The 22677-nt window shown below is 43.9% G+C and carries 22 protein-coding genes and 1 tRNA gene; 7 read left to right on the top strand and 16 right to left on the bottom strand.

From position 1 onward, the window contains the following. Positions 1-25 precede the first annotated feature (25 nt). From BET10_RS06085 to BET10_RS06035, 10 genes are all read right to left on the bottom strand, one after another. Positions 26-1162: a hypothetical protein gene (locus BET10_RS06085; RefSeq protein WP_070984033.1), complete on the bottom strand. Its 1137-nt coding sequence runs from the start codon at positions 1160-1162 to the stop codon at positions 26-28. Next, positions 1149-2027: a lipoprotein NlpI gene (gene nlpI, locus BET10_RS06080; protein WP_070984032.1), complete on the bottom strand. Its 879-nt coding sequence runs from the start codon at positions 2025-2027 to the stop codon at positions 1149-1151. The genes BET10_RS06085 and nlpI overlap by 14 nt, the downstream gene beginning before the upstream one ends. A 105-nt stretch (positions 2028-2132) precedes the next feature. Next, the gene (gene pnp, locus BET10_RS06075; RefSeq protein ID WP_070984031.1) at positions 2133-4271 is read right to left on the bottom strand and encodes a polyribonucleotide nucleotidyltransferase; all 2139 of its coding nucleotides are present in this window, start codon (positions 4269-4271) and stop codon (positions 2133-2135) included. Between the two features lie 229 nt (positions 4272-4500). Next, a complete protein-coding gene (rpsO, locus tag BET10_RS06070) occupies positions 4501-4770 on the bottom strand; it encodes a 30S ribosomal protein S15 (RefSeq protein ID WP_070984030.1) in 270 nt (89 codons plus the stop codon). 108 nt (positions 4771-4878) lie between these two features. Continuing rightward, entirely contained in the window at positions 4879-5814 is a 936-nt protein-coding gene (gene truB / locus BET10_RS06065) for a tRNA pseudouridine(55) synthase TruB (RefSeq protein ID WP_070984029.1), read from the bottom strand. Next, positions 5814-6236 (bottom strand): 30S ribosome-binding factor RbfA, encoded by a 423-nt coding sequence (gene rbfA / locus BET10_RS06060; RefSeq protein ID WP_070984028.1) that lies wholly within the window; start codon positions 6234-6236, stop codon positions 5814-5816. Before rbfA ends, truB begins: the two co-directional genes overlap by 1 nt. 111 nt (positions 6237-6347) lie before the next feature. After that, complete coding sequence (infB, locus tag BET10_RS06055; protein ID WP_070984027.1) at positions 6348-8996, bottom strand: translation initiation factor IF-2; 2649 nt, start codon at positions 8994-8996, stop codon at positions 6348-6350. Between the two features lie 26 nt (positions 8997-9022). After that, positions 9023-10525, bottom strand: a complete 1503-nt coding sequence (nusA, locus tag BET10_RS06050; protein ID WP_070984026.1) for a transcription termination factor NusA — start codon at positions 10523-10525, stop codon at positions 9023-9025. A 40-nt stretch (positions 10526-10565) separates the two neighbouring features. Continuing rightward, a complete protein-coding gene (gene rimP / locus BET10_RS06045) occupies positions 10566-11021 on the bottom strand; it encodes a ribosome maturation factor RimP (RefSeq protein WP_070984025.1) in 456 nt (151 codons plus the stop codon). Between the two features lie 261 nt (positions 11022-11282). Further along, positions 11283-11359, bottom strand: a tRNA-Met gene (locus BET10_RS06035). Positions 11360-11763: 404 nt separating this feature from the next. Between BET10_RS06035 and BET10_RS06030 the strand changes: the two genes are divergently transcribed. Then, positions 11764-12243 (top strand): globin family protein, encoded by a 480-nt coding sequence (locus tag BET10_RS06030; protein WP_070984023.1) that lies wholly within the window; start codon positions 11764-11766, stop codon positions 12241-12243. Between the two features lie 56 nt (positions 12244-12299). Beyond that, complete coding sequence (locus BET10_RS06025; protein WP_070984022.1) at positions 12300-12806, top strand: hypothetical protein; 507 nt, start codon at positions 12300-12302, stop codon at positions 12804-12806. 23 nt (positions 12807-12829) lie between these two features. Here the strand turns inward: BET10_RS06025 and BET10_RS06020 are convergent, their stop codons facing one another. Together BET10_RS06020 and BET10_RS06015 are read right to left on the bottom strand one after the other, a co-directional pair. Next, complete coding sequence (locus BET10_RS06020; RefSeq protein ID WP_070984021.1) at positions 12830-13234, bottom strand: DUF3019 domain-containing protein; 405 nt, start codon at positions 13232-13234, stop codon at positions 12830-12832. Beyond that, positions 13224-14045: a MipA/OmpV family protein gene (locus tag BET10_RS06015; protein WP_070984020.1), complete on the bottom strand. Its 822-nt coding sequence runs from the start codon at positions 14043-14045 to the stop codon at positions 13224-13226. Before BET10_RS06015 ends, BET10_RS06020 begins: the two co-directional genes overlap by 11 nt. Positions 14046-14249: 204 nt before the next feature. On the opposite strand from BET10_RS06015, the gene BET10_RS06010 reads away from it, so the two are divergent. The 3 genes from BET10_RS06010 to BET10_RS06000 are packed head-to-tail and all read left to right on the top strand — an operon-like array spanning position 14250 to position 16959. Further along, positions 14250-15260: a phospholipase C/P1 nuclease family protein gene (locus BET10_RS06010; protein ID WP_070984019.1), complete on the top strand. Its 1011-nt coding sequence runs from the start codon at positions 14250-14252 to the stop codon at positions 15258-15260. After that, entirely contained in the window at positions 15260-16444 is a 1185-nt protein-coding gene (locus BET10_RS06005; RefSeq protein ID WP_070984018.1) for a peptidylprolyl isomerase, read from the top strand. The genes BET10_RS06010 and BET10_RS06005 overlap by 1 nt, the downstream gene beginning before the upstream one ends. Then, entirely contained in the window at positions 16441-16959 is a 519-nt protein-coding gene (locus BET10_RS06000; protein WP_070984017.1) for a hypothetical protein, read from the top strand. Before BET10_RS06005 ends, BET10_RS06000 begins: the two co-directional genes overlap by 4 nt. 183 nt (positions 16960-17142) lie before the next feature. Here the strand turns inward: BET10_RS06000 and BET10_RS05995 are convergent, their stop codons facing one another. Both BET10_RS05995 and dapE read right to left on the bottom strand, forming a co-directional pair. Continuing rightward, a complete protein-coding gene (locus tag BET10_RS05995) occupies positions 17143-17589 on the bottom strand; it encodes an Hsp20 family protein (protein ID WP_070984016.1) in 447 nt (148 codons plus the stop codon). Between the two features lie 175 nt (positions 17590-17764). Continuing rightward, positions 17765-18946 carry a succinyl-diaminopimelate desuccinylase gene (gene dapE, locus BET10_RS05990; protein ID WP_070984015.1) on the bottom strand — a complete coding sequence of 394 codons (1182 nt, stop codon included), beginning with the start codon at positions 18944-18946 and terminating at the stop codon, positions 17765-17767. A 273-nt stretch (positions 18947-19219) separates the two neighbouring features. Here dapE and BET10_RS05985 point away from each other — a divergent pair, with 273 nt between their 5' ends. Beyond that, positions 19220-19870, top strand: coding sequence for an OmpW/AlkL family protein (locus BET10_RS05985; protein WP_070984014.1), 651 nt, complete (start codon positions 19220-19222; stop codon positions 19868-19870). 54 nt (positions 19871-19924) lie between these two features. Here the strand turns inward: BET10_RS05985 and BET10_RS05980 are convergent, their stop codons facing one another. Beyond that, a complete protein-coding gene (locus BET10_RS05980; RefSeq protein WP_070984013.1) occupies positions 19925-20458 on the bottom strand; it encodes an acyl-CoA thioesterase in 534 nt (177 codons plus the stop codon). 125 nt (positions 20459-20583) lie between these two features. On the opposite strand from BET10_RS05980, the gene BET10_RS05975 reads away from it, so the two are divergent. Beyond that, positions 20584-21084: a hypothetical protein gene (locus BET10_RS05975; RefSeq protein WP_070984012.1), complete on the top strand. Its 501-nt coding sequence runs from the start codon at positions 20584-20586 to the stop codon at positions 21082-21084. A gap of 17 nt (positions 21085-21101) precedes the next feature. Here the strand turns inward: BET10_RS05975 and tyrR are convergent, their stop codons facing one another. Then, entirely contained in the window at positions 21102-22658 is a 1557-nt protein-coding gene (tyrR, locus tag BET10_RS05970; RefSeq protein ID WP_070984011.1) for a transcriptional regulator TyrR, read from the bottom strand. Positions 22659-22677 lie beyond the last annotated feature (19 nt).

Here is a 22677-nt window from a genome sequence, read left to right as displayed (position 1 = left end):
TTAACTGAGTGTCAGTAACTGTAGACTACCAACTTGAAAGTGTCTCTAATCGATAACGTTTTGAGTTAACGGCATTTTGCCACAAAGTACGATAGCTATCAGATAACGGTAATTCCTGATACTGCATTATGCTCCAACGCTCACTTGGTTTGTACGCCTGAAAGGCTGAACCATTTTGACATGTTTCACTGACATGCCAGTTTTCCGGAGGCTTGCCATTAGTCACTATCAAATTTGGAGCAAGCTGACCACTTTGCTTGCACAACCACTGAGCTTTACTTGGAGCAATCGCATATTCATCCTCAAAGCCACTAAAATGCATTAACTCGTGTAAAAAAACCTGATAATCATGTGCTGTCGTAAGCGTCATAACTCCTTTGAAGACATTGGCCTTGCCTGCTCTGGTCATGACAACTAGATAGTCTACATTGTCGAGCTGTTTTCGATAGTTAGCCAATAACTGTGCGATGTCACACTGGGCAAATCCGCTAGATAATTCCGCGCAGGACATAAGATCGCCGACATAAAATACCTCTGACAAGCAATAACTATCTGGCATAGGCTCTGGCTGCTGTAAATATTGTGCGCGTATTTCGTCAAGTTTGATGACCCCAGAATAATGATCACTCAACATCAGTACTCGATTGAGGCATGCCGGCGCAAATTGCCAACGCGAAACAAGTGCCGCTAGTCCATATTCAGCCATTGCTGAGCGTGAGAGCTGCTGAGGCAATACACCTCGTTCACTGGCAAGCAATGTACTTGCTTGCTCAGTTAACTCCATAACTTCGCTCAGTCTATTTAGTTCCTCAAACGCTTTACGCCGCGTAAATACTTGCTGTAAGCGCTGCTGCTGAGCTTTTGAAACATCTGCATAATGCTTTTTCCAATACAAGCTACTAGCATGATAACGCATGCGCTTTGCGAGTCTAATCGACCACTCAAATAGTACATCTGGCTCACCTAACACTAACATTGACTGAATCGCCAAATCAGGTAGCGCCTCTAGTTTGACGCGATGTTGTGTAAAGAAATAACTCTGTGGATATGCTGCCAAATAATGATTGCGAGTCTGTGAGTCTAACAGCTGTGGGTGATGATGGCTTTGCGACAATACCAGTACCACAAAGCCTAACAAAATGAATTTGCTAACCTGCTGCATTTCCGGCAAGGAGATCCAATTCTAGGCGAGCATATTTGTGCTCAACAAACTCATAAACGTTGGTCGCAAGCGCTAGCTTGAAAAAGTCCACAGCAACGGCTGTTTTACCACGTGACTGATAAAGTTTACCTAGGTAGAAATAAGCCTCACACAGGCGCTCAGCGTACTCCTGCTGATTGGATATACCGTCACCTAATTGTTGTAAAAACTGCCCCTCGCTTAGCTCACCCAAGTAGAGCTGGACCAATTGGCTTGACCATTTTTGTGAATCTAGTGTGCTACTATTAGCGCGAAGCTGCTCTATTGCTTTGAGCGGCTCAACCTTCTGTTGAGCTAAATACAGCCACATCATTCGATAAGCATCGACTGGGTCTCGTGCTAAAAACGTAGAAAAGTCCTGACTTGCCAGTGCAGGGCGATCGCCATAATACAGCGCAATGCCACGGTTAAGGTAGCCATATTCATGGGACTCGTCTAACTCAAGTAAGGTATCAAACATATCGTACGCTTGGGCGTACTCTTGCAACAAAGTGTGGTGAATGCCAAGAAAGTTATAGACCTCAGCTAAATCAGGCTTCATTTTCACAGCTCGGTTAAAGTCTATGCGCGCTAACGTTGTCAGCCCTAGACTGTCATAAAGCATGCCACGATTGTAAAAAAGCTGAGCCCGTTGTTCTTGTTGAAGATCACTGGCAAGTAAAAACTCCGAATAACGTGCAATCGCAAGCTCGTTACTAAAATTGGATGCCAGTGGCACACTTAACGGTACATTAATCACATGCTGTGCACTTTTCTCGGGACTAGATTGACAGCCGAGTAACCCAATAACTAGTAAGGGTAAAAAAAATTTGGATGCTAACTTCATGTCCTTCCTCTAGTCGCTCTTGGAGCTTATGTAGCGGCCATTAAAACATAAAAAAAGGGGGCATACAGCCCCCTTTCACTACTATCTTGTTTTATTTACACAAAATTACTCTGCAGGTGCTTCTGGCGCTTGCTCAGAAGGCTGTTGCGGTGCTGTTTCTTGTGCTTCTTTAATGCTTAGACGTACGCGGCCCTGACGGTCCACTTCTAGTACTTTAACTTTAACTTCTTGGCCAACCGATAAATGGTCTGCAACGTTGTTAACGCGCTCAGCACTAATTTGTGAAATGTGTACTAAGCCATCTTTACCTGGCAGTACATTTACAAACGCACCAAAGTCAACAATACGTACTACTTTACCATTGTAGATAGTGCCTACTTCAAGCTCTGCAGTTAGCGCTTCAATGCGTGAAATCGCGTCTTTTGCACTGATACCGTCAGTTGCAGCAATCTTGATTGTGCCATCGTCTTCAATTTCAATCGTTGTGCCTGTCTCTTCAGTTAACTGACGAATCGTTGCACCACCTTTACCGATTACTTCAGCAATCTTCTTCGGTGGAATATTCATCGTGTAGATACGAGGAGCAAACTCAGAAAGTTCAGCTGAAGGTGCTGCAATCGCTTCATCCATTACAGATAAGATATGCAAACGAGCTGCTTTTGCTTGCTTAAGTGCAATTTGCATGATCTCTTTGTTGATACCTTCAATCTTGATATCCATCTGTAGTGCAGTAACACCTTCGCTGCTACCGGCAACTTTAAAGTCCATATCGCCTAAGTGATCTTCATCACCTAAGATGTCAGAAAGAACGACAAAGTTTTCGTCTTCTTTCACAAGACCCATCGCGATGCCCGCAACAGATGCTTTAATTGGTACACCTGCGTTCATAAGTGCTAGTGACGTACCACATACAGAAGCCATCGACGATGAACCGTTAGACTCTGTGATTTCAGATACCACACGAATTGAGTACGGGAATTCTTCCAAAGTAGGAAGCACTGCTTGAACACCACGCTTAGCAAGGTTACCGTGGCCGATTTCACGACGCTTTGGTGAACCGATAAAGCCCGTCTCACCGACACAGTAAGGAGGGAAGTTATAGTTCAGCATGAAGTGATGTTTGTGTGTACCTGTTAGGTCATCGATCATCTGTGAGTCACGCTCAGTACCTAAAGTAGCAGTAACTAACGCTTGTGTTTCACCACGAGTAAAGATTGCAGAACCGTGAGTACGTGGTAATACGCCAGTCATTACGTCTAGCGCACGAACCATGTCTGGTTCACGACCGTCAATACGCTTCTCACCAGCAATGATACGGCCACGTACGATTTTCTTCTCTAAAGAACCAAACAGCTTACCTACTTCTTGCGTGTCAAGCTCTTCGCCTTCAGCAAGTTCTGCTGTTAGTGCTTCAATAACTGCTTCTTTAGCAACTGAAAGCGCTTCTTTACGCGCGACTTTGTCAGTGATGCGGTAAGCCTCACCTACTTTTTCTGACGCAAGTGCAGCAATTTTATCTGCTAGAGAAACGTTTTTCTCTGGCGCAGTCCATTCCCAAGCAGGCTTACCCGCTTGCGCTTTGAACTCTTCAACCGCTTTAATGATCGCCTGAGATTGCTCGTGACCGTATACAACCGCACCTAGCATTTCTTCTTCAGAAAGTACGTCAGCTTCAGACTCAACCATAAGTACCGCGTTTTCAGTACCAGCTACAACTAGGTCTAGTTTACTTTCTTCTAGCTCTTTCAGTGTTGGGTTCAGTACATACTGGCCATCGATATAACCAACACGAGCAGCACCGATAGGACCATTGAATGGGATACCAGAAATAGCTAGCGCTGCTGATGTACCAATCATAGCAACCATATCTGGTTGAATTTCTGGGTTAACCGAAACAACCGTAGCAATCACTTGTACTTCGTTTACGAAACCGTCTGGGAATAGAGGGCGAATTGGACGGTCAATTAGACGTGCGATTAGCGTTTCGCCATCGTTTGGACGACCTTCGCGCTTTAAGAAACCACCTGGGATACGACCCGCAGCGTACATACGCTCTTGATAGTTAACAGTGAGTGGGAAAAAGCCTTGACCAGGTACTGCGTCACGCTTACCTACCACAGTTACAAGTACTGAAGTATCGCCAATGCTTGCAAGTACTGCGCCGTCAGCTTGACGAGCGATAGCACCAGTTTCTAGAGTCACAGTGTGTTGACCTAGTTGAAATTCTTTAATAATTGCTTGCACAAATATTTCCTTAATAAAACAAATATAAACGCCAACAACTACCAATTACAGTCTTAACCAGACTCCTCGCTCATTGAATCTGTTTAAGCACTACAATTGGCAAACGATGTCGGCGCAATTTCGACCCTATGCCGAAGTAACCTAGTATACTTGGACAACGGTCACAAAAAAAGGGGCTATTCAGCCCCTTTTTTGATGTTGACCAAAAAGCCAACAAATAATCAAGTGATTAGCGACGTAGGCCAAGCTCTTTGATTAGTGCAGAGTAACGATCAACGCTCTTACCTTTTAGGTAGTCTAGTAAGTTACGACGTTGGCTAACTTTGCGAAGAAGACCACGACGTGAGTGGAAATCATGCTTGTGGTTAGCAAAGTGACCTTGTAACTTGTTGATGTCAGCAGTAAGAAGTGCAACTTGTACTTCAGGTGAACCTGTGTCGCCTTCTGCACGTGCGAATTTTGCTACGATTTCTGCTTTTTCTTGGTTGCTTAGTGACATAATAACTCCAAAATAAATTTAAATTGTGCTTTAGCCGATCACTAATTCAGCCAAAGCGAGTAAGCGGCGCGCATTGTATCAGCAATCCGCACCAGAAACTAGCAAAACTTATTGATGGGTGGCAAGCGCCCTTTTGGCTTTGAGGTGACCATCAGCATTACGCTCCCCGATACCAATAAATTGGCCATTTGCGAGTACCTTAACAACCCCGTCCGGCACGCTCCCACACACCACAACCTGACCGTGGCTAAAGGCAATACCCTGCTGTGCTGAAATCTCTACCGTTGGTAAATCAACTAAGGCACTGTCCATCGGTAACAGCAACTGGTCAATGTATGTTGATGGTTCTAAGCCCTCAGATTTAGCTTGATTGAGCTTTTCTTCTAACTGCTCAATCGTGACCATTTTCTCACTCGGATAGTGGCCCACCTTTGAGCGGTGTAACATAATTACGTGAGCTCCACAGCCAAGTTGTTCACCTAAGTCATCGACAATCGTGCGAATGTAAGTACCTTTTGAGACATGTGCGGTCATCTGAATTTCTTCACGCTCTGCATCATACTCATCAAGTGTTAAGCTAAACACGTTGATTTTCCGGCATTTACGAGGCACCTCAATGCCCTCACGCGCATATTTATACAAAGGTTGCCCTTGGTATTTAAGCGCCGAGTACATAGACGGGTATTGATCAGACTCACCCAGAAAGCTCTCTACGGCCGCTTCTATCGTTGCCTTATCGACGTTTACGGGACGCGTTTCTACCACGTCACCATCTGAGTCTGAAGTGGTTGTGCGCTCACCAAGCTTGGCGCGCACAACATACGTTTTGTCTGTATCCAATAAAAACTGGGTAAACTTGGTCGCCTCACCAAAGCAAATAGGCAGCATGCCTGTTGCCAAAGGATCTAACGCACCGGTATGCCCCGCTTTTTGTGCAAAGTAAATACCCTTGGCCTGTTGCAAAGCTTTGTTTGATGAAATCCCTTCGCGCTTATGCAAAAGCACAATGCCATCAACTGGGCGACCTTTTGAACGCCTAGCCATTACTTCTGCTCATCCCCTGAAGAATCCTCTGAAGGCTCTTCTGAAGACTCTGGGCCACGCTTTTCATTGTCTTCACGGATAACTGTATCAACCAAGTTAGAAATGCGCATACCTTCTAGTAGCGAGTTATCTACTACAAAACGTAGTTCTGGCATGATGCGTGCGCGAATGCGCTTACCTAATACTGAGCGAATATAACCCGTCGCATCATTTAAGATAGCAACGCTTTGCTTCGTTTTATCTTCATCCGTGGTATTGAGTACCGTAATAAAGATTTTTGCGTACGATAAGTCCCTAGACACTTCCACGGCCGATACCGTTACAAAGCCTAAACGGGGGTCTTTGATTTCACGTTGTAGAATGACCGCAATTTCTTTTTGAATTTGCTGAGCTACTCTGTCTGTGCGAGAAAATTCTCTCATTTTCACCACTTATAAAATTAACTTATTGAAAAATAAAAATAAGTTTTATTGAAACACAATAGACAAAATGGGGGCAATTGCCCCCATTTCAACCATTATATCGGCATTGAATTACAATGTACGTTGTACTTCAACCGTTTCGAATACTTCGATTTGGTCGCCAACTTTAACATCGTTGTAGTTCTTAACACCGATACCACATTCCATACCGTTACGTACTTCTTGTACGTCATCTTTAAAGCGACGTAGTGATTCTAGCTCACCTTCATAGATAACTACGTTGTCACGAAGTACACGTATTGGCGCGCTACGTTTAACCACACCTTCAGTGACCATACAACCTGCGATTGCACCAATCTTAGGTGATTTGAACACATCACGAACTTCAGCAAGACCAATGATTTCTTGCTTGAATTCAGGTGCCAACATACCAGACATAGCTTGTTTAACTTCTTCAATCAAGCTATAGATTACGCTGTAGTAACGTAGGTCTAGGTTCTCAGCTTCAATCACTTTACGTGCAGACGCATCAGCACGTACGTTAAAGCCAACAATAATCGCGTTTGATGCTGCCGCAAGCGTTGCGTCAGTTTCGGTGATACCACCTACACCAGAACCAACAATCTTCACTTTAACTTCATCAGTTGAAAGCTTAGTTAGTGAATCTGCAATCGCTTCGATTGAACCTTGAACGTCTGCTTTAAGTACCACGTTAACTTCAGAAACGTTGCCTTCTGTCATGTTACTAAACATGTTTTCAAGCTTCGCTTTTTGCTGACGCGCTAGTTTAACATCACGGAACTTACCTTGACGGTATAGCGCAACTTCACGCGCTTTACGCTCATCTTTAACAACCGTTGCTTCGTCACCTGCTGCTGGAACACCAGACAGACCAAGAATTTCCACTGGGATTGAAGGACCCGCAGTTTTAATCTCTTGACCATTTTCGTCGCGCATTGCACGAACACGGCCATATTCCAGACCACACAGAACGATGTCACCTTGACTTAGCTGACCTGACTGAACAAGTACCGTCGCAACTGGACCACGGCCTTTATCTAGACGAGATTCGATAACAACACCAGCCGCCATACCTTGGGTTGGCGCAGTCAACTCTAGAATTTCAGCTTGCATCAACACTGCTTCAAGAAGCTCGTCAACACCAGTACCAGCCTTAGCTGAGATATGTACGAATTGAGTGTCACCACCCCACTCTTCAGGAATAACATCTAATTGCGCTAATTCGTTTTTAACACGGTCTGGATCCGCGCCTTCTTTATCCATCTTGTTCACAGCAACGATTAGAGGTACACCTGCTGCTTTAGCGTGTTGAACGGCTTCTTTAGTCTGTGGCATCACACCATCGTCCGCCGCAACAACCAAGATTACGATATCTGTTGCTTTTGCACCACGAGCACGCATTGATGTAAATGCCGCGTGTCCAGGAGTATCTAAGAAGGTGATCATGCCGCCTTCTGTTTCAACGTGATATGCACCGATGTGCTGAGTAATACCACCGGCCTCGCCAGAGGCAACCTTAGCGCTACGAATGTAGTCAAGTGTTGACGTTTTACCGTGGTCAACGTGACCCATAACCGTTACTACCGGCGCACGAGCTTCCATTGAGTCAACTTCTGCGCGATCACTCAATACTTGCTCTTCTAGTTCGTTTTCTTTAACCAGAATAACTTTGTGACCCATTTCTTCAGCAACTAACTGAGCGGTTTCTTGGTCGATAACTTGGTTAATAGTAACCATATCGCCCATTTTCATCATCGTCTTAACAACTTCAGCACCTTTAACAGCCATACGTGAAGCAAGCTCCGCAACAGTGATAGTCTCACTGATACGTACTTCTTGTTTCACATCTGCCACTGGCTTTTGGAAACCGTGCTGTAGAGACGTTGGTGCTTTAAGCTTGCCTTTACGACCTCTCACAGGCGCTTCAGCTTTAGCTGGAGCCTTTTTCTTTTTCTTACGACGCGCACTTTTCTCTTCACGTGCGTCCGATTCATCTTCCGCTTCACGCGCGTAAGTTGAGGTCGTTAAATGATGGTCGGCCGTTTCTTCACGAAGACGACGTTCCTCTTCTTCTTTCTTCCAACGAGCTTCATTTTCTTCAGCTAGTCTACGCGCCTCTTCAGCTTGGCGCTTCGCTTCTTCTTCAGCTTTTCTCAATGCTGCCTCTTCTGCTTCTTTTTGCAGACGCTCAGCTTCAAGGCGATCTTTTTCAGCTTGCGCACTATCCACTTTTTTGTCTTGCGATTCGTTAGCTTTACGCTCAGCGTCTGCTTTGCGCTTTGCTTCCTCTTTGGCTTTACGCTCGGCTTCCTCTTTGGCCTTACGCTCAGCTTCTTCTTTGGCTCTTAATTCAGCCTCTTGCTGTGCTTTAAGCTCAGCTTCTTGACGAGCAGCTTCTTCCGCCGCTAAACGCTCTTGCTCTTTTTGCTGATCAATTGCGCTCTTTTTAACATACGTACGTTTTTTGCGCACTTCAACTGACACTGATTTTTCTTTACCCGTAGAACCTTTCACACTCAATGTGCTTTTGCTTTTACGTTGCAATGTCATGCGCTCCGGACCTTCTGCACCCTTACCGCCGTGTTGACGGCTAAGGTAGTCAAGTAGTTGCGCTTTTTCAGACTCAGTCACGCTGTCGTCTTTACCTTTGGTGATCCCTGCATCATTCAACTGCTGCAGTAATTTATCAACAGTTGTATCAATAGTCTCGGCTAGTTTCTCAATGCTCACTTCTGCCATAGTGTGTGTTACCTCCGTTAATAAATTTATGCGTCTTCACCAAACCAACAAATGTTACGTGCAGCCATGATTAACTGCCCAGCTTCTTGCTCTGATAAATCGGTTATTTCTACTAGTTCATCAATGCCTTGTTCTGCCAAGTCTTCAAGTGTAACTACACCTTTGCTTGCCATAACAAATGCTAAATGACGTTCAAGACCTTCTAGCGCTAATAAGTCTTCAGCAGGCTCCGCGCCTTCTAAGCTTTCTTCTGTTTTAAGTGCTTTCGTCGTTAGCGCATCTTTTGCACGGTTGCGAAGCTCTTCAACCGTTTCTTCGTCTAAGCCATCAATCTCAAGGAACTCAGAAACCGGTACATAAGCTACTTCTTCTAATGTTGAGAAGCCTTCGTTAATTAGCAGCGCCGCAAAGTCGTCATCAATGTCCAAGTTTTCAGTGAACAGATTCACTAACTTATCCGACTCTTCAGCATTTTTAGCTGCCATATCTTCTACTGTCATTACGTTTAGTTCCCAGCCAGTAAGCTGGCTTGCTAAACGAATGTTTTGACCGTTACGACCAATTGCTTGCGCAAGATTATCTGCTTCTACAGCAATATCCATAGAGCGAGAATCTTCGTCCATTACGATAGACGCAACTTCAGCTGGTGCCATCGCATTGATAACAAACTGAGCTGGATTATCATCGTAAAGTACGATATCTACACGCTCACCGCCTAGCTCAGACGATACAGCTTGAACACGCGCGCCACGCATACCAACGCAAGCACCTACAGGGTCGATACGCTTATCGTTTGACTTCACCGCGATTTTTGCACGAGAACCTGGATCACGTGCTGCGCCACGAAGCTCAATCATTTCTTCACCAATCTCTGGCACTTCGATACGGAATAGCTCCATCAGCATTTCTGGCTTAGAGCGAGTTACGAATAACTGTGCGCCGCGCGCTTCTGGTTTTACGTCATATAGCAAACCGCGCACACGGTCACCTGGGCGGAAGCTTTCACGTGGTAACATGTCTTCACGGTAAATAACCGCTTCAGCATTGTTACCTAAATCAATCACGATAGCGTCACGGGTCGCTTTTTTAACAACACCAGTTACAAGTTCACCTTGTTGATCTTTATATGCTTCAACAACCAGTGCACGCTCTGCCTCACGTACCTTCTGTACGATTACTTGCTTCGCCATTTGCGTCGTGATTCGGTCAAATTTAATTGACTCAATTTGTTCTTCTACAAAATCACCCAGTTTAATGTCAGGCTCTTCGACTTGCGCCGCTTCTAGGGTAATTTCCGCATAAGGGTTTTCAAGTGAACCATCTTCGCGAGGTTCAACAACCATCCAGCGACGGAACGTGTCATATTCACCTGTTTTACGGTCAATCGATACACGCACTTCAATTTCGCCAGTATGCTTTTTCTTTGTTGCAGTCGCTAGTGCGAACTCTAATGCTTCAAAAATCTTTTCTTTTGGGACTGCCTTTTCATTGGAAACGGCTTCTGCCACCAATAATATTTCTTTTGCCATAGGTAATGCCTCGCTTGCCCTTGTCCTTCGCACTTAATACTTATAACTTTGCGATAATGTTCGCACGTTCGATGTTGCTAAGCATGATTAAATGCTCTGCGCCATCTACGCTTATCGTGATCATGTCACCACTTACAGCAACTAAGTCGCCTTTGAAGTTACGACGACCATCTTGAGGAAGTTTAGTACGTACGCGTACTTCTTCACCCTGTGCCTTCTCGTAATGCGCCTGTTTAAATAACGGTCTATCAACACCTGGAGAAGACACCTCCAAGTCATATTCGTTTGTAATGGGGTCTTCAACATCTAAAATCGCACTGACTTGTCGACTTACATCTGCACAATTATCTACAGTGATGCCATTTTCGTGTTCGATGTAAACACGCAACGTAGAATGACGACCAGCTTGCACAAACTCAAGACCCAATAATTCAAACCCCAGTGCTTCAACCGCAGGCTCCAACATTGCTGTCAATTCTTGCTCGAGTTTTGTCACAAAATTCCTCCATACAAACAAAAAAAGGGCCTTAGCCCCAATAACTTAGCTGCTTCAGATCAAAGCTTGGGTCAGCAACCAAAGCCGCAGATACAACAACGCCCCGAACCAAGCGGGGCGTCACACCTAAAGCAAAACTGTGTGGCCAAAGGCCTTGCTTGGTTGCGCAAGGCGGCAGCCAAATTAAGCAGACGCTTAAACGCAAAACGCGCATTACAGAGAATGCGCGACACCATACAGGAATATAAATTATTCCAGATTTGGTTGCGGGAGCCGGATTTGAACCGACGACCTTCGGGTTATGAGCCCGACGAGCTACCAGGCTGCTCCATCCCGCGCCAACAGCAGTGCAAGCACTGCAAAATATGCGCTGTATTATAAGGACAGTTCCATTAATAAGCAACCTTAGACTCAAATAAATCAGCACTTATCGCAATATAGCCTGAGCATGGTCAAATATCATCACCCACGATACCTAGTGCTATAACAAACAAAAAATTGTTGCTGTGATGGAGTAAATACCGTGCTTTACCACGCGGTTAGCTTGTAAGATTTTTCTTACAAAGCGGAGCTTTTTCGTACAATCTTTTCAAACATCTCGCATCCTTTCATATTCGCACTATAATTAATAAATCAGACTGACAACCTTACCCAGACTGTAATCTAGTAACAAGTAAACATTTTGCTTGTGTAATTTTAGTTCGAGCAAACGGATGCGCTCTTAATCGACGACGAGGCGATTATGAGTATTTCTCCCTATCAATACCAGCTGTTAACGCAATCCTTTGCGACACTTCAGCCCAACTTTCACTGCTTTTGTGTGAGTCTGCGTACGCAGTTGAATCGTTACGATGTTCAACTTAAGTTACCAAACAACAACGAGCATATTATTAACATCGAGCAAAGAGCCTGTAAGTTTATTCAAGAAGCACTGTATTTGCTGCCCCAACAAGAGCAACTCGCAAACTTTATACAATTGCATGCTCCAAGATTTATGTTATTAAACCCCTCAGAAAGAGATATTACTGTGCTGTGTAATGCCATGATCACGACGCTACAGCTTCACTTGGGCGCGCAATTTACTCTGGCGCTGAGAAATGCATGGCGCAAAGTGCTGCACATTTTTGCCAACATTATTAGAAGTGCCATATTTGGCTCAAGTAATGTTGTTTGCTTACATGAGTTTAAACTGCAAAAACAGCAACAAGCGTCTACCATCTAATGACATTCCCGTTCGCCATACGTACACTTGAATAAATAAATTTTTAAGGTGTACGTATGCAAAAGCCATTTTTTATCTGCACACTTTGGTGTTTATCGCTGAGCGGTTGCGACCTTTTTGAAAACTCAAAAGTCGCTGTCGAACAACAATACTTGGCCCAACATCAAGAATTGCAACGAGCAGTTGAAGGTATTCGACAACAAGGTTTAAATACATTTTCAGCAAGCGCCGAAAAAGGCTCTGTTGCAGCTTGTGTCGCCAAACAGTTAGAAATGGATCCTATGGGCTCCCTGATCGCTGTTGAAGGAGCGCTACAAGACAGTGCTAACCTTGCTGACCTTATTAACACTATTGAGAATTTAACTGAGCAGGAGGTAAATCTTGAGAGTATTCCAAACCTACTGCGCCAAGGTGTTGATACACTCAGTTATCTGCGTACATTATTGAGCACGTATGAACTCCAAGATTTGCAACAGCAAGCACACGAACTACTGCTAGATGGGCAAACTCAGAGCCAAAACATAGGTGAGCACTTGAGAGGCTTAGTGGAGCAGTGCAATTAAAAAGCCCGTTGGGGCTTTTTAATTTAAAACAAACGCCAGCGACGCTTTTTGGTTTGTACTTTGTGAACCCAATTAACCTCTATTGTCGTCACCGCCAATACATCTCGCTGGGCTTGCGAAATTAGCTCATAGCTCAGACTTTGCGCCGAACCAAAACTCAAGGTATAGGTAAATGATTTAGTGTTTGCCCAACACTGTAAAATTTTCTTTGAGTAGCCCTCGCGAATACAATAATCCCCTGTTGTGGGGGTATTCACCTTAAACTTCACATCCGCATAGCAGGTTCTTCCTTGGTTAAGTGCAACGCACTTGTTCGGAGTCGCATGTAAAATTTCGCTCGGCGCATGCTCTGCACCATAGCTGTCAAATGCGATGACTCCTAAAATTGCTCCTAGCAAATACTTAGCTGAAATGAGTCTAAAATACATATTTCACTCCGGCAAAGACAGCACTTGCATGACGAGACTCAACCAAAGGACTTTTTGTCACGTTTGAAGAACCAACAAGTATTGATGCCCCAGCACTAAACACCCAATCAACTGCAATTGGATAATTTGCCTGAACTTGTGTAAACACCGATGAAGCTCCATTCACCTGAAAAGCGGGTAAGTGAATTGATTGTTCATCAATATCAACCCCGTAGAAATAGTCGATAAAATTACCGGAATAGTAGTTTGCACCAAAGTTGAACCATACATCCCAGTTGCGTAACTCAAAATTGCGTGTGGCCTCACCATGAATTACCCAGCCATTACTGCCACCAAAGGCGTCATACACGACTTCAACCACGGCACTATATGCGCCAACAGTGCGATAATAGGCAAGACCAAAAGATTGATCTTGATGACGTTCTTTGATACCTCGAAGTTCACGGACGGGAGGATCATCATCAACGTAGCCGCTTTGAGAAAAACTCAAACGGTAATTACCATAGATAATATCGATGCCTTCATGACCATTGGTCCATAATTGATAACCAATGTCTGCGCCACCGAAGAAATCGCCTGAGTCAACGCGAAGATAAAAGTTTTTATACTCCACCCGGGCATCTGCAAGAATACTTAGACCATTAAATGTTGATTTAGCACCTTTAAGCTTTGGTAATGTTAAATCAACCCAGAACGCGCCTAAGCTGAGCTGCCAATATAGCTCATCACTTTGTTCATACTCTTGCTGTGCATTACTCGCCATAGGCGCGCAAAACAATAGAAGCAGTAATATTTTTATATTGTTAATCATATTTGGGCATGCTTTTTTATTTATATAGTTTGTGCCGAAATTGTTGCCTAATGATACCCGACCTAACCGTTATCAACAATCACAGTTTTCATCTTATACAAACCACAAAAGCCAAAAATTAACCAAAATGAAATCAAAAAGTAACAATTGAGATGTCAAATATCGCACTTCGAACTAGAGTTATTACTTTACCTAAGGATAATTATGAAAAAAATAATACTCTGCGCGGCGCTTGGTGCAGCAACACTTAATGTTCATGCCTTTAGTCAAGAAACACATAAACGAATCGTGATCGACGCTGTAAACTACATGGCGCAAAACCCATCAACCACCCAATATCAAAAACTTGCGAACTACGCAGCGGCAAACAATATGAGTGTTTCGGCACTAGCTCAACTACTCGGACAAGCTGCTTACGATGTTGATGACTTTGAAGATACTTTTTTTTGTGGGGCAATCACAGGAGATTGTGTACAAGCACCGTTGTGGGGAGCGGCTGAAAGCATTGTAAAATATACCAGCTACTGGCACTTTCAAAATCATACTCAAGGTGCAGATATACATGGTAATGATTTTGGCGGTTATAACTACCAAGAATTGACCGTTTGGGGCAGCGTTGACTCCATGGCTGCGACGTGGTTAAAAGGTGACTACTTAGACGACGGTCATGGTGGCGAAACAGGTTGGTTCCGCGCCGATGATACGCGTTACAACAGCTATGGTATTACTGAAGCTAACTACCGTATCGACAGCCAGTCAAACTACAGCATGTATGATGACTTTGAAGAAATGCCTTTTCAGCCTATCGATAATCTAGGTCAGTATTGGTATCAAAAATATCTACAAAGTGGTAACCCTCAGTTACTTGGGTTTGTATTCCATACCACTGATCTGTTGCAACCTCACCACACTTGGACAACTTCCGATTTAAACCACGCAAGCTGGGAGTCTTGGGTGAAAGACTATTACGATCAGGAGAATCTAAACAACATGCAGCTAGTGCAAGATGCACTTGAAAGCTTTGATCCACTTGCAACAAACAGCCAAGATATTCGTCCACTTTTAACACAAGGTGGTGCTTTTTCTTACGCACAAGGCGGTATCGTACTTAACTCAAAAGACCACTATGACCGTTTAAACACCGCCAAGCTGGTGATCCCGCATGCCATTGCCATGGTTGTACATTTACTTAATCACGCTATGGTGGCGCGTTAATGCATATTTTGGTTTTATTACTGGCGGGCTTATTGAGCCTGCCATTGTTTGCACAACACAGCTTTAGTCAGTCTGAAATAAAATTAGTGCACAAGGTTTTACAAAAGAAGCAGCCTAGTTTGTCCGTGAAGCAGGCAAAAGAGCGTCTGTTTGAAAATGCCTTTTTATTAGCTCAAGCAAAACTGCGCCAACCAACCATATTACATAAACAATCTGCGATTGGTTTTAGCACTGACTATCATGCACGACGCTTTGCTTTGGTACTGTTAAAAAGCGAGTTTAACCTGCCTGATACCTTGCCACTTGATGGCAAATCTTTTGCTCCCTACACCACCAGCTGGTTATCTCAGAACTTACCTGATTACCCAAGCGATAACACCTACTCTGAGCCACAACTAGCACGCCTTGAACGGATTGACTTAACACATTTAGTAGGTGCGCCATTGACGCTGGCGACGCTCATGAATGAGCAATCAATGCAAAACCGCTATAAGCTCCACCAAGGGGACATTGATCTGTTTAAATCTCTCATCGCTGAACATCGACGCTTTAATCTAACACTGCATTCGTTAAGCGATAAGTTGCAAAAGCTTGGGCTATCAAAACAGCGACTTCTAGAAATAGCAAAAGCAGAACTGTTACGACCCGTGATGCTTAACTACTTCGGTGTGCTGCACAGCATGCATGGTGAGCACAGCGACTATGTTGAGCAGCTACAAAACAAAATCACACAACAGCACATTGATAATTACTTTAAAGCCAATAAAGATGACTTTAAATACATTGCGCAGGTTAACGCCCAAGCTGTACTTTTTCCAGATAGAGACATGGCCTCGAAGTTCTATGACTATGCCATAAATTACTCATTTTCACAGGCATTAACTCAGTTCAAACTACAAGACCTTTTCGCGCAATCACAAGGGGTGGTAAAACGCCAAAAGCAAAATTCATGGGCTGAGCAATTAGTCTTTAGCCTGCTCCCAGAAAAGCTATCTAGACCTGTAAGAACCCCAAACGGGGAATGGCTTATTGCAGTCACTCTCAAGCGCCATTACGCATACTATCAAGCAGATAGTGAAACAGTGAAATACCAAGCAAAAATCGCCTTAACCGACAATCTGGCAAAAGCTGAATATGCAGAGTTAAGAGCGCAGTGGCTTAAGCAAAACAAGGCGATGCTATGAAGAAATATCGTATTTGGCTTGTCATAGGTTGTGCAGTACTTGCAGGGCTAATGGTATGGGTCAATTACCCGTCTGAATCGCCAGCAGCTAGCACACAACATGCTAGCAATACGAATAAACCTGCGACCGCAGAGTCTTCAACCAAGACTCTGCACATTTCACATAACCCAGTTGCTCGCCCCACAACCGAGAGCCAGTACAAAAATATCGATAAGCCACGTGAAGAGGTTATTGAAGTGTATATTCCCCCTATCGCCGAGCCGACACATGCACCGTCATATCAAGGGGATTTAAATGATCATGAGCAGTATCAAGCATTTGCTGAAACTCAAGAGCGACAGTTAAAACAACAATATATCGACGCCGCCACGGATAAAATAAAACGCCTAGAAGCCCTATTAGCACGTGGCCGCGCCGAAGGGATCAGCAAAGAGCAACTTGACTTTGCACAACAGAAAATCGCCGGAATTAAGGCTATGAGTGAAGAGTTAAGGATGGAGCTTGTACAACAATGAATGTATCGAACTGTTGGGAGATTAACAGCGTTATCCTATTTATTCATCGCTTTGCTATGGTGGTTTACTCACAACTTTAAACGATTACCTAACCCCTAAAACAATAACGCCACTCATATGAGTGGCGTTATTACATTACTTATGGTCAACAACAGTCAGGGAAATCTGTTTGTGACGCTATATTTATTTATTGTCTAGCAGCTTAGCGGCGCCGATCTCGATTTTGCGTGGCTTTAATGCTTCTGGAATTTCTCGCTCTAGATTTATCACAAGGAGTCCATGCTCTAGCTCAGCATTAATAACCTTAACATGGTCACCTAGCTGGAATTTACGCTCAAAGCTGCGCTCGGCAATGCCTTGGTGTATGAACTTTCGCTCTGGTTGGGCACTTTTCTGTGCTTTCGTTCCCGATACTTTCAAGGTGTTATTTTCAGATTCAATACTTAGCTCTTGCTCACTAAAGCCTGCCACAGCCATGGTAATTTGGTACTTGTCTTGATCTAACAACTCAATGTTGTATGGGGGAAATGTGGCTTGTTTGTCTGTGCGAGCTGCGGCATCCATTAACGATGCTAAATGATCAAAACCAATAAATGAACGGTAAAGTGGAGATAGGTCTACTGTGCGCATAATAATATCCTCATAATTAAGCGATATTAGCTTCTTGCTCTTCCTTAGGAACCAGCTAGAAAGCTACTATTTCATTAAATTCAATTTCTTATATTTCTAAAGACCCATTTCGGCGTCTTCAACAACTGATTTATGGTCTGCAAACTTATTTTCAAGTAAACACGTCTAAATTTTTTTAAAAACTTTCCCTATCGATAAAAAAGTCTTTTAAAACAGCTTTGTATATTTCCTCGATCTGAGTTAAGTCTGCAATAGACACATGTTCATTAACTTGATGAATGGAGTGGTTTCGCACACCGCATTCAATCACCTGCGTTTGTGGTGAAGCAAAAAAGCGACCATCAGAAGTTCCACCAGAAGTGCTCAGAGACGGATAGCGACCAGTCACTAGATAGATAGCCCTTTCGGTTAACGATAAGAAACAGTTATGTTCCTTTGTGCCCGTATAGTAAGGCTCACATGGGCGCTCCCAGACAAACTTCAGGTGGTGTTTCCACTCTTCTAACAACGATTCAACCAATGCTTGTACCATGTCACTTTTATAGCCATGGCTGTAACGAATGTTAAAAGTGACCTCACACTCGCTGGGCACTAAGTTATCAACGATATTTGGCACCGTGATGCCGGTAACTTGCAAGTGCGTTTTTGACCCAGGCTCATCTTTCCACCACACCAACCGAGTCAATGCGCTTACAATTTCACCTGCTATATGGGCCGCATTAATGGTATTTTCTGGATAGGCAACGTGCCCAGCTTTGCCATTTATTTGCACCCTACCAGACAATGCGCCTCGACGGCCATTTTTTATGGTATCCCCTACTACTTTATCTGAGGTTGGCTCTCCAACTAAACACGCATCCAGTTCAATGTGATGTTCCTTAAGAAACTGAGCGATTCGCTTTGAACCATATTCCGCTTCTCCTTCTTCATCCGACGTTAACAACCAGTAGAACGTACCCTGCACATTTGACTGGGCACATAGGTGCTCAGCCGCACTAAGCATAGCTGCAATGCCTCCTTTCATATCCGCAGCACCACGGCCAATAATACAGCCATCAACAATATCACCACTAAAAGGGGCTACCTGCCACCCTTTACTATTGGCTGGTACGACATCGACATGACCTGCAAACGCCAAACTTGGACCCGGTGAAAAATAGCGTTTAGCAATGAAGTTTGTCACACCCTTTACTTCCTCTTGAAGAAGTATTTCAAAGCCATGTTGGCATAACTGGGCGCTTAGCCATGTGATGGTGCCGGCATCGTCGGGGGTCACCGATGGTGCCTGAATTAACTTTTGTAGTTTCTCAACTGTGGTTAGGTTAGCTGTTGCAATTTCAGCGAGTGGCTGTGCCATGTTGTTAAGCCTTAATACTCAAACACGTTTGCACTATTACAGCCAGATTGTGTTGCGATTTCATGGCACTTTTAGGTCATCACAATGACAACACCAATCAAAAACATCTTCGCTCCAGCGTATTTTCAGTTAAAAACTTAATCTAAATCAAAGTTTCAAAAATTTCTGAAACATCCATCAGCAAATCTTGATCTAGAACAGTTTTTTTATCCGCCAGAACCTTAATATTGACTCATCAAAACAAGATACCTCGTATAGGTTCAGGAGATGACAATGAAAACACTTAGCACTGCATTACTTTCAGCATTACTTGTTGCTGCCCCTTTTGCTCAAGCACAGCTTAGCATTAACCTTGGTGCTATTAACGTAAATCCAAGCAATACAGCCTCTCATATCGACCAAAATGAGGCGCTGGGACTTGTTGCCGATTCAGACACCCAACTGGGATTAACGTTCGACTATCAATACTCTGACAATTTAGTTTTCGAACTCGTAGCAGCAACGCCATTTTCACACACTGTTGAAGGGGCAGGTGGACTCCAAGGCGCTGAAATTGCGAAGGTAAAACATTTACCTCCTACATTACTGGCGCAGTATCACTTCTTCGCAGCCGACGCTAAGTTTCGCCCATTTGTTGGTGCAGGCCTGAACTACACCGTATTTTTTGACGAAGAAGCGACTGGCGCTTTGCGCACCACGCTAGGCACAGATGAAGTTAAAGTGGATTTGGACGACTCATTCGGTATCGCGCTACAAGTTGGTTTCAACTATGCGCTAAATGAGAAATGGGGCCTTCACGGTATGTTGGCAAAAATCGATATCAACACTGACGCTACCGTTTACGCTAACGGAGTTAAAACACTGACCTCTGATGTAGAGCTTGATCCTGTGGTAGCTATGTTTGGTGTCAAATACAAGTTTTAATCGACCTTTATACAGTTACTTTACTCAGCCCTAAAGGCCACGCACAGTGGCCTTTTATCGTTTGTTATTGACCTTCTTTTCTTCTAGCATTGCTTTCCAATGCATGATTTCTGTCGGCAAAATTGGCGCTTCGCCATCAAAACCAGCCGCTTCTAGCATTTCTTCAACACTAACGATGCCTTTCTTTTTACGAAACACCCCCCGCACGTAGGCGATGGCGTGCAAGCCGCGCTCGGAATGAAACTTTTGCTCAATATAAAAGTACTTGTGATCCCAGCCTACCAACCGAGTAGATACGCTAAATGATTCAAAAGGCTTAATATCCCTAATGTAGGTAATTGCTGTCGCATTCACAATAGGGAACCAACGCCTCTTCATAACCACTGAAAACAATCCGATCCGCTCTGTCATCCAAGTTCGAGCCAGATCCATAAATGCTAGATAGCGAGAGTTGGTCAAATGCAAATTGATATCACAGTCGCTAGGTAATACCCGAAAACGGCTCTCTATGGTATCAAGTAGCGGTTGATAGTCTTTATTGTTTTTTATCTTCCAAAACAGCAGTAACAAACGAAAATATAAGTTCATATATCATGGTCCAACCAGTTGCAATTCGCTCTGAGTCTAACATAGAACTGAGGTGGAACAAGAAGTACTTGCCATCTTAGAATTGCTCAACTAGTCTTCAAAAAAAGTCCACAAAATTATTTAAGATGAAAAACAACTATTACATTTTGACCATTCTAGGGGCCTTTAGCCTACTGTTTTCCAGTTTGAGTTTTGCCGATTTTAACTACCCTGGCGAGGGCACGCTTCGATACCCAACGGGTGCAGAAAAACCCTTTTCTTTTGGGTTTGCTTGGCAAGATAAAACTAAACAATTTCGTATTGGCGACAAAAGTTACGAAATGGCAGAGTTACCAGAATCTTATTCCATCGCCATCACATTGAGTAAAGATGAGAGCAAGGTCTGGATACAGGAGTTCAACAAGGGGTTTATTGAGGGGTTTGATTGGCAACTTGGTAAGCATAAGCTCTCACTGCACAAACAAGACTTTAATAACAACGTTAAAGGCAATTACCTGTTAACGTTTAATAATGTGGATTATTTCCTCGCCAGAAGCAATGTGAGTATCGAGATCTCTTTTACAACTGACGGGATTGATAACGTCAAACTAGACGGCGTAACCAAAGATATGGGCATTAGAAACTAATGCCCTATTGAATAATTTTATACCTTAACCGTTTTTCTGTTGATACCATATTCACGTAGCTTGTTGGCGACCGCGGTGTGACTCAACCCCAAACGTTTTGCTAATTGACGAGAACTTGGGTAGGCAGGATAGAGCTTGCGCAGTAAGGTCGCTTCAAAGCGTTTTACAGCCTGTTCTAATGACCCTTCAAAATCGGACTCTAAATACCCTAAGTCGTGCGTAAACGTAGGCAACTGCATATGCTCAACGCGCAGCTCTTGGTCATCAAGCAGCGATACCGCTCGATAGATTGAGTTTTCTAGCTGACGCACGTTGCCCGGCCACGGGTATTGCTCCAAGAACTCTAAACAGTCCGCTGATAACTTAGGCGCTGGATGGCCATTTTGCTGTGCATACTTTTGAATAAAGTGCTCAGCTAGCGGGCCAACATCCGCTTTTCTATCACGCAATGGCGCTATTTCGAGCGTTAACACGTTGATACGATAATACAGATCCTCACGGAAGCTACCTTCTTGTACCATCGCAGGCAAGTCTTTTTGCGTAGCAGCAACAATGCGAACATTCACTTTGACTTCGTTTTCATCGCCGACCTTGCGAAAGGTCCCATCTTGTAAGAACCTTAACAGCTTGGTTTGCAGTTGCTTTGACATCTCGCCAACTTCATCGAGAAATACTGTACCACCATCCGCTTGCTCTAAAACCCCACGCTTGGGTGCTGTATTATCTTCGTAGCCGGCATAACCGAATAGTTCAGACTCCGCAACATCATCTGGCAATGACGCACATGATAGAGCAATGAATGGTTTAAGTGAACGGTTCGATGCGTAGTGACATGCTCTGGCCAACAGTTCTTTTCCCGTGCCAGTTTCACCTGTAATTAAGATAGGCGCTTCAAGCTGAGCCATCTTTCGCGCTTCGCGCACAACTCTGCGCATCGCTGTACTGTGATTATGGATGGTTGCAAAGCTTTCTTGCCCATAGCGACGGAACGCACTGACCTGTTGGCCAAGACGACTTTGTGACTTGATATTGATAACGGCGCCTGCCAACACATCAGCTTCATTACCTTGAGGCACTGAGATTGGTAAAATGTCTGCAATGTAATCTTCACCACTGACTTCAACACGCGTCGTTTGACCAAGCACTTCTTTACCTTCTAACCAGCGTGTAAAATTAAAGCCTTTCAATAGGTTGTTGATATTGGCCCCAATAATTTCCGACTCTGACTGATTTAGGTCTTTACACGCGGCGTCGTTACAATGACGCACCCAACCCTTCGCATCAATAGAAATGACACCATCGGGGAGTGCACTTAGCAAAGTATATAGTTCATTATGCTCACGCTCGGATGGCAGGAAAGCCGTTGTTCGAACATCCTCTACGCCATCTATCAGCCTTATTTCAGGCATAATTTTTTGAAACTGTTCAAACTCAATGGGCGGAAAACTAACGTACATTCGACAATTTACCGAATCTACTTCTATACCCTTCAAATCAACCTGATAACTAACCAAGATATTGAGTATCTCTTGAGCGATACCTATACGGTCAGCACAATGAATTTCAAGACGCATTTGTTCCTCAAAAAAGGGG

It is taken from the genome of Pseudoalteromonas amylolytica (assembly GCF_001854605.1).
In the GTDB taxonomy this organism is placed as follows: Bacteria; Pseudomonadota; Gammaproteobacteria; order Enterobacterales; family Alteromonadaceae; genus Pseudoalteromonas; species Pseudoalteromonas amylolytica.
Note: the sequence above shows the minus strand (reverse complement) of the source record. Positions and strands in the feature narration are given on the sequence as shown.

What these genes read in the sequence shown, in the direction of transcription:
- BET10_RS05995 (WP_070984016.1), bottom strand. Translation starts at nt 17,589, where the DNA reads ATGCGCACAGTAGACCTATCTCCACTTTACCGTTCATTTATTGGTTTT.
- nusA (WP_070984026.1), bottom strand. Translation starts at nt 10,525, where the DNA reads ATGGCAAAAGAAATATTATTGGTGGCAGAAGCCGTTTCCAATGAAAAG.
- nlpI (WP_070984032.1), bottom strand. Translation starts at nt 2,027, where the DNA reads ATGAAGTTAGCATCCAAATTTTTTTTACCCTTACTAGTTATTGGGTTA.
- rbfA (WP_070984028.1), bottom strand. Translation starts at nt 6,236, where the DNA reads ATGAGAGAATTTTCTCGCACAGACAGAGTAGCTCAGCAAATTCAAAAA.
- rpsO (WP_070984030.1), bottom strand. Translation starts at nt 4,770, where the DNA reads ATGTCACTAAGCAACCAAGAAAAAGCAGAAATCGTAGCAAAATTCGCA.
- BET10_RS06000 (WP_070984017.1), top strand. Translation starts at nt 16,441, where the DNA reads ATGAAGAAATATCGTATTTGGCTTGTCATAGGTTGTGCAGTACTTGCA.
- BET10_RS06085 (WP_070984033.1), bottom strand. Translation starts at nt 1,162, where the DNA reads ATGCAGCAGGTTAGCAAATTCATTTTGTTAGGCTTTGTGGTACTGGTA.
- BET10_RS05975 (WP_070984012.1), top strand. Translation starts at nt 20,584, where the DNA reads ATGAAAAACAACTATTACATTTTGACCATTCTAGGGGCCTTTAGCCTA.
- BET10_RS06015 (WP_070984020.1), bottom strand. Translation starts at nt 14,045, where the DNA reads ATGATTAACAATATAAAAATATTACTGCTTCTATTGTTTTGCGCGCCT.
- tyrR (WP_070984011.1), bottom strand. Translation starts at nt 22,658, where the DNA reads ATGCGTCTTGAAATTCATTGTGCTGACCGTATAGGTATCGCTCAAGAG.
- infB (WP_070984027.1), bottom strand. Translation starts at nt 8,996, where the DNA reads ATGGCAGAAGTGAGCATTGAGAAACTAGCCGAGACTATTGATACAACT.
- BET10_RS06030 (WP_070984023.1), top strand. Translation starts at nt 11,764, where the DNA reads ATGAGTATTTCTCCCTATCAATACCAGCTGTTAACGCAATCCTTTGCG.
- BET10_RS06025 (WP_070984022.1), top strand. Translation starts at nt 12,300, where the DNA reads ATGCAAAAGCCATTTTTTATCTGCACACTTTGGTGTTTATCGCTGAGC.
- dapE (WP_070984015.1), bottom strand. Translation starts at nt 18,946, where the DNA reads ATGGCACAGCCACTCGCTGAAATTGCAACAGCTAACCTAACCACAGTT.
- BET10_RS06005 (WP_070984018.1), top strand. Translation starts at nt 15,260, where the DNA reads ATGCATATTTTGGTTTTATTACTGGCGGGCTTATTGAGCCTGCCATTG.
- BET10_RS06010 (WP_070984019.1), top strand. Translation starts at nt 14,250, where the DNA reads ATGAAAAAAATAATACTCTGCGCGGCGCTTGGTGCAGCAACACTTAAT.
- truB (WP_070984029.1), bottom strand. Translation starts at nt 5,814, where the DNA reads ATGGCTAGGCGTTCAAAAGGTCGCCCAGTTGATGGCATTGTGCTTTTG.
- BET10_RS05985 (WP_070984014.1), top strand. Translation starts at nt 19,220, where the DNA reads ATGAAAACACTTAGCACTGCATTACTTTCAGCATTACTTGTTGCTGCC.
- BET10_RS05980 (WP_070984013.1), bottom strand. Translation starts at nt 20,458, where the DNA reads ATGAACTTATATTTTCGTTTGTTACTGCTGTTTTGGAAGATAAAAAAC.
- BET10_RS06020 (WP_070984021.1), bottom strand. Translation starts at nt 13,234, where the DNA reads ATGTATTTTAGACTCATTTCAGCTAAGTATTTGCTAGGAGCAATTTTA.